Consider the following 12,542-nt stretch of genomic DNA (forward strand, 5'->3'; position numbering starts at 1 on the left):
ATGGAACAATCATTTACGACTATTCAGGAAGCCCGTCAGTGGGCTTCTCTTTTTTTAAAAGAACATCAGCGGGAACCTGGTGTTGCCGACTGGCTGCTTGAACACCATCTCGATATGAGCTACACACAGTTGATGGCTTATGGCCGTGATTCTTTTCCCAATGAAAAAAAGGATGCCTTCGTTGCGGATATTTATAAACATACGGAGACAGGAGTTCCTGTGCAGCATTTGATTGGAGAAGCGGAATTTTATGGCCGTCGGTTCGCTGTAAATGCTGATGTCCTTGTACCAAGACCAGAAACAGAAGAACTGGTGGAAGGAGTTTTACGGTTCATCGATAAGCAGGGACTGAATTCTGAATACCTGAAAGTTGTCGATCTCGGTACAGGAAGTGGGGCAATTGCGTGCACTTTGTCATTAGAATTGGAAAACCTGGATGTATATGCGACGGACATTTCCTCACAAGCATTGGAAACAGCAACCCATAACGCCCATCAACTGGGTGCCAAAGTGAAGTTTTATCAAGGAGACTTTCTTGCTCCAGTTGCGGGAGAAGCGATCGATATCGTTGTATCGAATCCGCCGTATATAGCTAATGACGAGCTGGAAACACTCTCCGATACCGTCGTCCAGTTTGACCCGCACCTGGCATTATTTGCTGGCGATGAAGGACTGGCAGCGTACCATACGATTGTCCGCCAGATAAAAAGTTATCATCTCCGCCCCATGCTGATAGCTTTTGAAATTGGTCATCGACAAGGGGAGGCAGTCAAGGCGATCATTGAAACAGAGCTCCCAGGCTATCACGCGGAGGTTCGTTCGGATATCAACGGCAACCCAAGGATGGTATTTGCCTATTCTGAAACATCTGTTAAATCTCAGTCTTAATTTTCCAGTCAAAGCACCCACTTGCTGAGCATTAGTTTCGTTACTTTTAATTAGAGAAAATGTGGTCTTGAAAATAGCTCGCTTTCCGCGGGGAAGACGGCAAGCCTCCTCGAGCTAAAGCTCTGTGGGGTCTTGCCAGTCTATCCTTTCCCGCAGGAGTCTCGCCATTTCCAAGACCTCATTACCTTGTATGGAATAACGAAACCATCTTATTGATTATAATGGGAGCTATTCCGAAAAGATCCGCTACCATGGTTATTTGTACGTTATTTTTACCATCGTGTATATGGTGGGCGTAAAAAACTAGATTTCAAGAAACTTTTATAGCCAGGTCCGGTGGGGAACGACGAGACTCCTGCGGGATGAAAATGACAGGTGAGACCCCGGAAGACGAAGTCTGAGGAGGCTCAACGCATGCCCGCGGAAAGGGAGTCGTTCCCCACCGGACCGTTAATCAGATAAACATCTCGAAATCAAGTCTTCGACTTTATGGTCCTATTGTTGAACAGAAAAATAATAGATTAAGAGTTTAAAATCAAAATGTCCTGCCCATACTTGAGAACATAAGATTTACAGAAAAGGGGTAGGACAATGAAAAAAGCACTGATAACCTTATTGATTATTTCTATTATTATAGTAGCTTCACCGATTACGACGACAGGAGCAGCAACCACCGGACCTGATTATCAAGTCATTCCTGATGAAGCGATCCGATTACGGATTCTTGCTAACAGCAATGGGGAAGACGATCAGGAGTTGAAACGGGAAGTGCGTGACAAGGTCAATGCCGAAATTACAACATGGGTCGAAAAATTGACCTCGATCGAGACGGCGCGTCAATTGATTGAACGAAGAATTAGCGAGGTAGAAAAAATCGTCGCCGAAACGTTGGAAAACGCAAACGTAAATCAAGCGTATCAAGTAAAGTATGACGAGCAGGTGGATTTTCCTACAAAGTTATATGGGAACTATATATATCCAGCAGGAACCTACGAAGCGATTTTGATTACGCTTGGTGCCGGAAAAGGCGACAACTGGTGGTGCGTCTTGTTCCCCCCATTATGTTTCCTGGACTTCGCTAATGGTACTACCACAGCCTCTGCTGCTGAAGCTGGTCAGGATACGACTGCACAACCGGCTTCCCAGGAAGTTGAAGTAGACTTTTTCCTGGTGAAAATCTGGAATTCCATAAAAAATCTATTTTCTTAGCATATCAAGCACACTTCTTTTCATAGATTAGTGATAGAAAAGGAGTGTGTTTTTGTTATGGAAATTATTAAATTAGAAGAAAAACATTGGAAACTATTAAAAAATAAGTATAACTATCCGGCGAATGTCGCCTGGGATCAGGAGGAAATGTTGACAAACGGTTATTTAATCCAGGAAGGGCAAATGCTGCTGGGCAGTTACCTGTTGCATCCTGTAGAGAAAAGTGTGGTGCAATTGAAACAACTGACATTATTCAGCCAGGCTACCCCGGAATTACTATTAGTTATTTTTCAAACAATTTTAGAAGATATCCATCAATCTAATATTTCCTCGGTGGTAGTCATTAGCCATTCCGAACAGTTGGACACATTACTGCAGCATTTTGATTTTAAAAACGCTGCACCACAGGAGTTACCCACAAACGAACAGTTATCCACAGAAAAGGTTTGGGTTTACCAAGTAAATTAACTAAAGTTATTCACTTCTGTGGGTAAGTGCTGTGGATAACGATGACTTATTGTGTAAAAGTGAATGTAAAACGTAAAATATCGGGATTTTGTAACAATAGACTTGTGTGTAAGTTGTTAATAACTTGTGTTTAACTCCGATACTTGCTTCATCAACGCTCTCGTCGCATAATAAAAATAGAAGATATGTGAAGGAGCATTAGTAGTTATGTCTATGAAAACGAACGTATGGAATATTAATCCGATGCGTGTAGAAACGCATATAGATGAAATAAATCAAGCGGCATACCTCCTGCATCAACAGGAGGTTGTTGCGTTTCCGACAGAAACGGTATATGGGCTGGGGGCAGACGCAACAAGCGAGCAGGCAGTCCATCGTATTTTTGAAGCGAAAGGACGTCCTTCGGATAATCCGCTGATTGTCCACGTAGCCGATTCTACTCAGGTGGAAAAACTGGTTACCCACATCCCGGAATCGGCGAAAAAAATGATGGCTGCCTTCATGCCTGGACCGTTGACCATTGTCCTGGAAAGTAACGGGACCTGTGCCGAAAATGTAACGGCTGGATTATCGACAGTGGCCGTCCGAATTCCTGACCATCCGGTGGCGCTTGCGTTATTGAAAGCGAGCGAGGTCCCGCTTGCTGCTCCGAGTGCCAATCGCTCCGGTAGACCGAGCCCGACGACAGCCGACCACGTCTATCAGGATTTGAATGGCCGGATTTCGGGGTTGATCGATGGCGGGCCCACCGGCGTGGGCTTGGAGTCGACGGTGGTGGATTGTACAAGTGACATGCCGGTCATTTTACGTCCGGGCGGAATAACAAGACAGCAGATTGAGGATGCCATCGGAGCTGTCATGGTAGACCCTGCGCTTGCTTCAACGGAAGAGAAGCCGAAGTCACCAGGCATGAAATATACCCATTATGCCCCGGAAGCACCTTTATGGCTTGTGGATGGAAGTGATGAATTTTTTATCGACCAACTCCGTGATCTAGAGCAGGATGGGAAGCGGATTGGAATCATCGCCAGCAATGAACTTGCTGAACAATTACCACAAAGACGTGTAATTGCCTGCGGGTCGCGTAATAACCTGAAAGAAGTCGCTGTCCATTTGTATAGCGCGCTCCGTGAATTTAAAAAAGCGGATGTCGACATCATCCTTGGTGAAGCTTTTGCTGAAGAAGGGTATGGAGAAGCTATCATGAACCGCCTGCAGAAGGCCGCTGTCAAGAAACTCAATCAATTTTAATTGAATCATATTGATGCACCTCCCCGCATATAGTGAGATAGCATGTCCGGGGAGGTTTTTCTATGGAGTCCGTTTGGCTTGGGGAAGTCGTTTCCTTATCAATACTCGCGTTTGCGCTCGGTTTAGATGCATTTTCGGTATCATTAGGCATGGGGATGCAGCGGATGCGGTTGAAACGAATCTTTTTCTTAGGACTATTGGTAGGCATTTTTCACGTAATTATGCCTTTTATCGGAATAATAATCGGCCAGTTAGTATCTGCGCCGTTGAATCATATGACCATGTTAATAGGTGGGATGCTGTTGATCGGAATCGGTGCCCATATGTTCTTTTCCTCCTTTAGGGATGATAAGAAGCCCCAGTCTCCGATCGGTCTCGGTGTGATTTTGTTTGCCTTCAGCGTCAGCATCGACAGCTTTTCTGCTGGTTTGAGCCTCGGATTGTCAGGAGTCGGTGTACTGATGGCTGTCTTGCTTTTCGGGATCATGAGCATGATTTTGACGTGGACAGGTTTTATGCTCGGCCGAAAAGCGAAAGGACTGCTCGGGGTGTATAGTGAACTATTAGGCGGAAGTATCCTGTGTGCTATCGGACTCAACATGCTGTTCTGATGTGTCTCACCTCCTCCTATGGTAAAATGGGAAAATAGAAACGGCGTAGTAAGGAGGAGTTCCGGAATGAATATACTTTTCGTCTGTACCGGCAACACATGCAGAAGTCCAATGGCGGAAGCGTTGCTGAAAAAGAACAACAACAGCGTAAATGTAAAATCAGCGGGTGTATTCGCGGGAAAAGGCGCTCCCATTTCAGGTGGTGCCCGACAGGTATTGGAAGAAGAAGGGATCGAAGTCAATCATCAATCGCAGCCTGTCACGCCAGAACTGCTGGACTGGGCAGATCTTGTTTTGACAATGAGTGAGCAGCATAAACAATCACTGGCCATGCAATATGATCAGTGGCAGGATAAATATTTTACCTTAAAAGAATATGTAACCGGTGACCAGGCTAAGGCCGATTGGGAAAAGCTGAAACAAGCATACACGGAAATTGAAGAGAAACGGATTCAGTTCATCAATGACAATCGCAAAAAGTACGATGATGATACGATGCAGCAAAAATTGTATGAAGCATTGAAAGAGGATTTAGAAGAAATCCATAAGCTGGAAAATGAACTGCCAAGCTTTGATATCAGTGATCCTTTTGGCGGGGATGTGACTATTTACAGGGAGACGATGAAAGAAATAGATAAACACATTACGTTTCTATTAAAAAAGATAGATGCTGAGAACCGGGACGGCAAATGAAGGTAAAATTTCACTGCTTCCATTTAAGTGGCTGACACGTTACAATCATGTTAGTAGAAGAAGGAGTGGTGTCAGCATGAAAATTATCCTTGCCTCCGACCATGGAGGAACAAACTTACGTAAAGAAGCAGCAGCGGTATTAGATGAACTGGAAATTCCTTATGAAGATATCGGCTGCGACTGCGAGGGTTCGGTAGATTATCCCGATTACGCTTTACCAGCGGCTGAACGTGTCGCAAGTGGAGAGTTCGATAAAGGCATCCTTATTTGTGGTACAGGCATTGGTATGTCCATTTCCGCAAACAAAGTAAAAGCAGTACGTGCGGCGCTTGTCCATGATTTGTTCAGTGCAAAAGCGACCCGAGAACATAACGATTCTAATGTACTATGCATGGGAGAGCGTGTCATTGGTCCTGGGCTTGCAGCGGAAATCGTCCGTACCTGGGTATCTACGGATTATGAAGGCGGTCGTCATGCCAACCGTGTAGGAAAGATTGCCGAATACGAAAATAAATAATAGAATAGAAAATAGAGTGTTGGAGAAGCCTTATGGATACGCTTCTCCTTTTTTACAAGTAAAATCCTCAATGGAGGTGTCCAGGCATCATGAGTAAGGAATCTATCCGGAAAGATGTCCAGAATCTGGTGAGTGAATTGTCTGCAAGCGGTCATTTGAAGGCTGGTGAACAATTTGTTATCGGATGCTCTACCAGTGAAATTGCTGGCGAGCGGATCGGCACTTCCGGAAGTGAAGAAATTGCTGCTGTGTTGTTTGAAGAATTGCAGGATTTGAAGGAGAATGAAGGGGTAGAACTTGTTTTTCAATGTTGTGAACATTTGAATCGTGCGCTTGTAATGGAACGGAAGACCATGGAAAAACGCGGCTATGAGCAAGTATCGGCTATTCCAGTGCCTAAGGCTGGAGGATCGATGGCTGCTTATGCCTTCAACCATATGGAGGATCCAGTCGTAGTGGAAGAAATCAAAGCCGAATCAGGTATCGATATCGGTGATACGATGATCGGCATGCATTTAAAACGGGTGGCAGTGCCGCTCCGGTTCAGTCAAAAATCAATCGGAGAAGCCCACCTGACAGCCGCGCGCACCAGACCGCGTCTGATTGGCGGCGAACGGGCGGTTTATAAGAAACCTCAAGTGGAAGCAGATTGTGATTAAATCAATTTTGATGGAAATAGAGAGGGGAACTGAACATGCAACAAGTCAAACAAAGGGATCTGGAAGTATTCGAGGCAATGGAAGCGGAAAGAAAGCGACAGCAGGAAAAAATTGAACTGATCGCATCAGAGAACTTCGTTTCTGAAGCAGTCATGGAAGCGATGGGCTCTGTGCTGACGAATAAATATGCGGAAGGCTACCCTGGACGCCGTTATTATGGCGGCTGTGAACACGTCGATGTTGTTGAGAACCTGGCCCGTGACCGCGCGAAGAAAATCTTCGGTGCGGAACATGCCAACGTACAGCCACACTCCGGTGCTCAGGCAAATATGGCTGTTTATTTTACCGTTCTTGAACCTGGCGACACTGTGCTTGGTATGAACTTGAACCACGGTGGACACCTGACTCATGGAAGTGGTGTCAATTTCAGCGGTAAACTCTACAATTTTGAAGATTATGGTGTGGATAAAGAAACAGAACAAATCGATTATGATGCTGTACTGGAACGTGCCAAAGAATTGAAACCGAAATTGATAGTAGCTGGTGCCAGCGCTTATTCCCGTAAGATTGATTTCGCTAAATTCCGTGCAATTGCGGATGAAGTAGATGCCTATTTGCTTGTGGATATGGCGCACATTGCCGGACTGGTTGCGACAGGTCATCATCCAAATCCTGTACCTCATGCCCATTTTGTTACCACAACGACGCATAAAACACTGCGCGGTCCGCGTGGCGGCATGATTCTTTGCAAGGAGGAATTCGCGAAGAAGATCGATAAAACCGTATTCCCTGGCATGCAGGGCGGTCCGTTGATGCATGTGATTGCTGCCAAAGCTGTTTCCTTCTATGAAATATTGCAGGAAGATTTCAAGGCTTATTCCGAGCAAGTCGTCAAGAATGCCAAGCGTCTCGCCGAATCCCTTCAGAAGCACGGCGTCCGCATCGTTTCCGGTGGTACGGACAACCACTTACTGCTCATGGATGTCCGCCCGCTTAATCTGACAGGAAAAGTAGCTGAAAAAGCACTGGATGATATTGGGGTAACTACCAATAAGAATACTATTCCATTTGACCCTGAAAGCCCATTTGTAACCAGCGGTATCCGAATCGGTACAGCGGCTGTCACTTCCCGTGGCTTCGGTGAAAAAGAAATGGATGAAATTGCTGAAATCATTGCTTTCACGCTTAAGAATCATGAGGATGAAGCAAAAATGAAGGAAGCGGCTGACCGTGTACTTCGTTTGACCAGCCAATTCCCACTTTATCAATAATAAAGAAGTCCCGCTCCATTTATGGCAGCGGGACTTTTGTGTGTCCAAGAAGGGGAGCACGACATTCGGATTTGCCTTGCAGTTACAGCTATAATTATGTACAATTTGAAGGATGCAAAATTTAAAATTCATGACATTTGTCAATTAAAATTTTAAAAGGAGTGGATCGGCAATGGGAAAAGTGTACGTATTGGATCACCCGTTAATCCAGCATAAGTTGACATACATACGGAAAGAAAGCACAGGTACCAAGGATTTCCGTGAGCTTGTAGATGAAGTAGCTGCTTTGATGGCCTTTGAAATTACGCGTGACCTCCCGCTCGAAGAAGTGGAAATAGATACACCAGTTATTTCTGGTGCGAAAGCAAAAGCGTTGAGTGGTAAGAAAATCGGTCTTGTTCCTATCCTGCGTGCAGGGCTTGGAATGGTAGATGGGATGCTGCAATTGATCCCCGCTGCCAAGGTAGGACATGTTGGTTTATACCGTGACCCAGAAACATTAAAGCCTGTTGAATACTATGTGAAGCTCCCTAGCGATATTGAAGAACGTGAATTGATCGTACTTGATCCGATGCTTGCGACCGGGGGATCAGCGAATGCGGCCATCGATTCCTTAAAGAAACGTGGGGCCCGCCAAATCCGCCTGATGTGTATCGTGGCAGCGCCAGAAGGTGTGGAAGCCGTGCAGGAAGCACATCCTGATGTTGATATTTACTTAGCGGCATTAGATGAAAAGTTGAACGAGAAAGGCTATATCGTTCCTGGTCTTGGAGATGCAGGCGACCGCTTGTTTGGAACGAAATAACCATGAAGAAACAGAGGTGTCAGCTATGACCAATCCGATTAAAGTAATGACGATTTTCGGAACCCGGCCGGAAGCAATCAAGATGGCTCCGTTGGTTCTGGAATTAAAAAAACGCACAGACCAATTTGATCCGATTGTGACGGTTACGGCACAGCATCGGGAAATGCTTGACCAGGTGCTGGATATTTTTGATATCACACCAGATTATGATCTGGATATCATGAAGCAACGCCAGACATTAACACAAATTACATCGCGGGCTATGGAAGGTCTGGACGAAGTGATGAAAGAGACCAAGCCTGACATGGTATTGGTTCATGGGGATACCACCACGACATTTGCTGCTTCATTGGCGGCTTATTATAACCAGATTCCTGTCGGTCACGTCGAAGCGGGGCTAAGGACGTGGAATAAGTACTCGCCATTCCCGGAAGAAATGAACCGTCAGCTGACTGGTGTCATGGCTGATCTTCATTTTGCACCCACCAATAAATCACGGGACAACCTGTTGGCTGAAAATAAGCCGGCAGAGCAAATTTTTGTAACAGGAAATACGGCAATTGATGCATTGAAAACTACCGTTGATGATAATTACTCAAATGATGTGATTGACAATCTTGGCGATCGTCGTCTTGTCCTGATGACAGCTCACCGTCGTGAGAACCTTGGCAATAACATGGAGCAGATGTTCCGGGCTATCAAGCGATTAGTCGAAACCCATGACGATGTCCAGGTGGTCTATCCTGTTCATTTGAACCCAGTAGTACAAGAAACCGCTGAACGTATCTTAGGTAATGATGACCGGATTCAATTGATCAACCCACTTGGTGTGATTGATTTTCATAATTTCGCCTCACGTGCCCACTTGATCTTGACGGATTCTGGCGGTGTCCAGGAAGAAGCACCTTCCCTTGGTGTGCCGGTATTAGTACTTCGCGATACAACAGAACGGCCGGAAGGAATTGAAGCCGGGACGCTGAAATTGGCAGGGACCGAAGAAGAACATATCTTTGAGCTTGCCAATGAATTGTTGTCTGATAATCAGGCACATGAAGCGATGGCTAAAGCTTCGAATCCATATGGAGATGGACAGGCTTCCAGCCGTATTGCCGAAGCGATTCGCTATTTCTTCAAGCAACGTGAAGATAAACCGGATCCATTTACATTATAATATACAGTTAGAGCCCTGCTGGCCTCATTTATGAGGAGAGCAGGGCTCTTTTTGTGGAAAGGTTCTGTTAAACGTTGTTGCTGATTTTCCCAAGAGCTTTATTCAACAATAGGACCGTAAAGTCGAAGACTTGATTTCGAGATACTTCGGGTCCGTTGCCGAGTCAGGAGTAAGGGGCGGCTGGGAAACGATTCGCTTTCCTGTGGGGGAGCTGGCAAGCCTCCTCGGTCGTTTCACGACCTGTGGGGTCTCGCCTACCCCCTTCTCCCACGGGAGTCTCACCGTTTCCCCGCCACCCTATCCTATTTTAGATAAACGGACCGCTACATAAAGATGAAGGTTTCTTCATGGTCCACTAAAAGCCCTTTTTAATCAGCTTTTGTTATAGGAAGATGGGCTAAATAATGATATTTCCGTTACTCTCATTAATGCACGGAGGTCCGGGAAATTGCGAGACTCCTATGGGAAAATAGTACATGGTGAGATCCCGCAGGGCTTTAGCCCGAGGAAGCTCACCGTACGCCCATGGAAAGCGAGTGATTTCCCGGACCTCCAGAGATTCTCAACGTAAAGGAAACAGTTTATCTCGAAACTGAGTCTTCAAGTAAAGGGAGCATTAGTTGTAATATCAGTAATGAGATTTGCCGAAGCCGTCCGCAAGCGCTAACCTTCACTAATAAAATCTCGCCGGTATAGCTCTCTCGTTTCTTCAAATAATAGAAGCAACGAAAGGAGAGCGACTAATTTGCGACATTTCTTCCTATTAATACTGCTTTGCTTTTCTCTAACCATGCTGGCTGCATTCGATCAAAAAGATAAAGAAGAAGTCACCCGAATCATTGAAGTGGACGGCGATCCTCATCTTATCAAAAGGGAAATCGAGCGTGACCTTCCTCGCCTGGAAGTAATGACTGTCTATGACACGGTTTTTAACGGCATAGCCATAAAAGGGAAGCCGGAACACCTTACGAAACTAAGCAAAATCGAAGCGATAGTCAATCAACACCCGGTGCAAACTTACCGGACAACCGCAAATGATAACATGAATCAATCTGTCCCTTTTCTCCTTCAGGGTAAACACGAACAACGAAATATTCCTTTTACCGGAAAAGGGGTGAAAGTAGGCGTCATCGATACAGGGATCGATTATACTCATCCAGATCTCTCCGGTAATTATAAGGGCGGCTTTGATGTTTTTGATTTTGATGACGATCCGATGGAAACAATAGAAGAAAACCCGACCATACATGGCACGCATGTCGCCGGTGTCATTGCCGCTAATGGAAAAATGAAAGGAATTGCTCCAGATGCTGAGCTTTACGGGTACCGGGCGCTTGGACCAGGTGGATTCGGAACATCCGTACATGTCATAGCGGCCATTGAAGAAGCAGTAAAAGATAATATGGACATCATTAATCTTTCGCTGGGAAACGATGTCAATGGACCGGATTGGCCGACAAGTGTTGCGGTAGATAAAGCGGCAGCTCTTGGGACGGTTGTGGTGGTAGCGGCAGGCAATACGGGGCCGGATGACTGGACTGTGGGTTCGCCGGCTACCGCCGAGAAGGCTATTACTGTCGGAGCTTCTACACCGCCTGTCAAAATACCAGTATTGACCGATAGCTTTGCTGGAAAAGCAATTCCGCTTATCCCGATGATGGGTTCGAATGAGTGGAAACTGGAAAAACGATATCAGCTCATGTATGGGGGAGTGGGGGACAAGCCTTTAAAAAACGCAAGAGGGAAAATCGTCATTATGAAGCGGGGGAAGATTCCGTTTACGGAAAAAGCTGAATTAGCCGAAAAGAGCGGCGCCATCGCCCTGATTGTTTATAATAATGAAGCGGGAGAGTTTCAAGGAACGATCGATGATGGTTCTATCGATATTCCGGTAGTAGCGGTTTCTAAAAAAGATGGCGAATGGTTGAAGCAAAAGAGCAAAGCAGGTAACTCGGAGTGGCTGGAAACGGAATATATTGATATCGTCGATTCGTTGGCTCCCTTTAGTGCCCGGGGACCGGTAACTGCCAATTGGACAATCAAGCCGGACATACTCGCCCCCGGAGTGGCCATCAACAGTACGGTGCCTGGCGGCTACCAGGAACTTCAAGGGACCAGTATGGCTTCTCCGCATATTGCAGGAGTAGCAGCCCTGATTAAGGAAGCGCACCCCGACTGGACACCGCAGGATATTAAAACAGCGATGCTTTCGACGGCAATCCCATTGAAAGACAAAGAAGGACTTCTCTATGCACCGACCGAGCAGGGAATGGGGAAAGTGAATGTCGAGGCAGCAGTCCAGCCGGCACTCCAGTTTAATCCTTCTCAGTTGAATTTTGGCAGATTCAATAATAGCTTTCCAAAAAAGAAAATTATGGTAAAAATTACGAACAACGAAGAAAGTTCACAAAAAGTTCATTTTTCGCTTCCGAAGAAAAAACAAGGTTTAAGATGGGAACTTCCAAAAGCGTTTACGTTGGCACCGAATCAATCGAAACGGGTCGAAATCGGGCTCCATGTGACGCCTGCCTTTTTGGAAAAAGGGCTGCATCAAGGCTGGATCCGCATGGGAACGCCTGATCAAACGTTTGATCTGCCTTATCTATTCATGATGGAAACAAGCGATTATCCCCGTGCGATGGGCTTTGAAATTGCAACTTCTACTTTTGATTCCACGACTTATGAATACCAATTCTATCTGCCTGAAGACGCAGAGAAGGTAAAGGTAGACCTATATAATCCTGACACACTGGTCTATGAAAGAAAGCTGTTTGAACTTACCAATCAGCAGAAAGGGGTAGTGGAAGGAGAGTTGACAAGAAGAGATCTTGGCGAGAACGGGCGTTATATTGCAGTCATTACCATTCAGAATGAGAGCAGACATTATAGTTATGGCGTACCAATTGATATAAAGGAATTTCCATAAAAAAGGGGCTTTACAAGCTCTTTTTTTTATGGTGTCTCTTTTCAAAATTGAAAAATCTTATATAATGTTAGGA

Annotated in this window: 12 protein-coding genes; all 12 read left to right on the forward strand. The window is 45.6% G+C overall.

The window, feature by feature from the left end; all coding sequences use genetic code 11:
- Complete coding sequence (gene prmC / locus ACGTN9_RS02600) at positions 1–888, forward strand: peptide chain release factor N(5)-glutamine methyltransferase (protein ID WP_499590520.1); 888 nt, start codon at positions 1–3, stop codon at positions 886–888.
- Positions 889–1,479: 591 nt separating this feature from the next.
- Complete coding sequence (gene spoIIR / locus ACGTN9_RS02605) at positions 1,480–2,097, forward strand: stage II sporulation protein R (protein ID WP_499590235.1); 618 nt, start codon at positions 1,480–1,482, stop codon at positions 2,095–2,097.
- Positions 2,098–2,154: 57 nt separating this feature from the next.
- A complete protein-coding gene (locus ACGTN9_RS02610; protein WP_499590237.1) occupies positions 2,155–2,565 on the forward strand; it encodes a hypothetical protein in 411 nt (136 codons plus the stop codon).
- 213 nt (positions 2,566–2,778) lie between these two features.
- The gene (locus ACGTN9_RS02615; protein WP_499590522.1) at positions 2,779–3,816 is read left to right on the forward strand and encodes an L-threonylcarbamoyladenylate synthase; all 1,038 of its coding nucleotides are present in this window, start codon (positions 2,779–2,781) and stop codon (positions 3,814–3,816) included.
- 62 nt (positions 3,817–3,878) lie between these two features.
- The gene (locus ACGTN9_RS02620) at positions 3,879–4,427 is read left to right on the forward strand and encodes a manganese efflux pump MntP (RefSeq protein WP_499590239.1); all 549 of its coding nucleotides are present in this window, start codon (positions 3,879–3,881) and stop codon (positions 4,425–4,427) included.
- A gap of 66 nt (positions 4,428–4,493) precedes the next feature.
- Positions 4,494–5,120, forward strand: a complete 627-nt coding sequence (locus tag ACGTN9_RS02625; RefSeq protein WP_499590241.1) for a low molecular weight protein arginine phosphatase — start codon at positions 4,494–4,496, stop codon at positions 5,118–5,120.
- A gap of 76 nt (positions 5,121–5,196) precedes the next feature.
- Positions 5,197–5,637: a ribose 5-phosphate isomerase B gene (gene rpiB / locus ACGTN9_RS02630; protein WP_499590243.1), complete on the forward strand. Its 441-nt coding sequence runs from the start codon at positions 5,197–5,199 to the stop codon at positions 5,635–5,637.
- 89 nt (positions 5,638–5,726) lie between these two features.
- Positions 5,727–6,296 carry a TIGR01440 family protein gene (locus tag ACGTN9_RS02635; RefSeq protein WP_499590245.1) on the forward strand — a complete coding sequence of 190 codons (570 nt, stop codon included), beginning with the start codon at positions 5,727–5,729 and terminating at the stop codon, positions 6,294–6,296.
- A 35-nt stretch (positions 6,297–6,331) separates the two neighbouring features.
- On the forward strand, positions 6,332–7,567 hold the full coding sequence (gene glyA / locus ACGTN9_RS02640) for a serine hydroxymethyltransferase (protein WP_499590247.1): 1,236 nt from the start codon (positions 6,332–6,334) through the stop codon (positions 7,565–7,567).
- A gap of 172 nt (positions 7,568–7,739) precedes the next feature.
- Complete coding sequence (gene upp, locus ACGTN9_RS02645; RefSeq protein WP_028784111.1) at positions 7,740–8,372, forward strand: uracil phosphoribosyltransferase; 633 nt, start codon at positions 7,740–7,742, stop codon at positions 8,370–8,372.
- 25 nt (positions 8,373–8,397) lie between these two features.
- Positions 8,398–9,543: a non-hydrolyzing UDP-N-acetylglucosamine 2-epimerase gene (gene wecB / locus ACGTN9_RS02650; RefSeq protein ID WP_499590524.1), complete on the forward strand. Its 1,146-nt coding sequence runs from the start codon at positions 8,398–8,400 to the stop codon at positions 9,541–9,543.
- A gap of 745 nt (positions 9,544–10,288) precedes the next feature.
- On the forward strand, positions 10,289–12,469 hold the full coding sequence (locus ACGTN9_RS02655) for a S8 family serine peptidase (protein ID WP_499590249.1): 2,181 nt from the start codon (positions 10,289–10,291) through the stop codon (positions 12,467–12,469).
- Positions 12,470–12,542: the final 73 nt, after the last annotated feature.

Source organism: Halobacillus sp. B23F22_5, assembly GCF_043497085.1.
Lineage (GTDB): Bacteria > Bacillota > Bacilli > Bacillales > Halobacillaceae > Thalassobacillus.

Coding starts and splice junctions, on each gene's coding strand:
- glyA (WP_499590247.1), top strand. CDS start 6,332: ATGCAACAAGTCAAACAAAGGGATCTGGAAGTATTCGAGGCAATGGAA.
- ACGTN9_RS02615 (WP_499590522.1), top strand. CDS start 2,779: ATGAAAACGAACGTATGGAATATTAATCCGATGCGTGTAGAAACGCAT.
- prmC (WP_499590520.1), top strand. CDS start 1: ATGGAACAATCATTTACGACTATTCAGGAAGCCCGTCAGTGGGCTTCT.
- ACGTN9_RS02635 (WP_499590245.1), top strand. CDS start 5,727: ATGAGTAAGGAATCTATCCGGAAAGATGTCCAGAATCTGGTGAGTGAA.
- wecB (WP_499590524.1), top strand. CDS start 8,398: ATGACCAATCCGATTAAAGTAATGACGATTTTCGGAACCCGGCCGGAA.
- ACGTN9_RS02625 (WP_499590241.1), top strand. CDS start 4,494: ATGAATATACTTTTCGTCTGTACCGGCAACACATGCAGAAGTCCAATG.
- rpiB (WP_499590243.1), top strand. CDS start 5,197: ATGAAAATTATCCTTGCCTCCGACCATGGAGGAACAAACTTACGTAAA.
- spoIIR (WP_499590235.1), top strand. CDS start 1,480: ATGAAAAAAGCACTGATAACCTTATTGATTATTTCTATTATTATAGTA.
- upp (WP_028784111.1), top strand. CDS start 7,740: ATGGGAAAAGTGTACGTATTGGATCACCCGTTAATCCAGCATAAGTTG.
- ACGTN9_RS02620 (WP_499590239.1), top strand. CDS start 3,879: ATGGAGTCCGTTTGGCTTGGGGAAGTCGTTTCCTTATCAATACTCGCG.
- ACGTN9_RS02610 (WP_499590237.1), top strand. CDS start 2,155: ATGGAAATTATTAAATTAGAAGAAAAACATTGGAAACTATTAAAAAAT.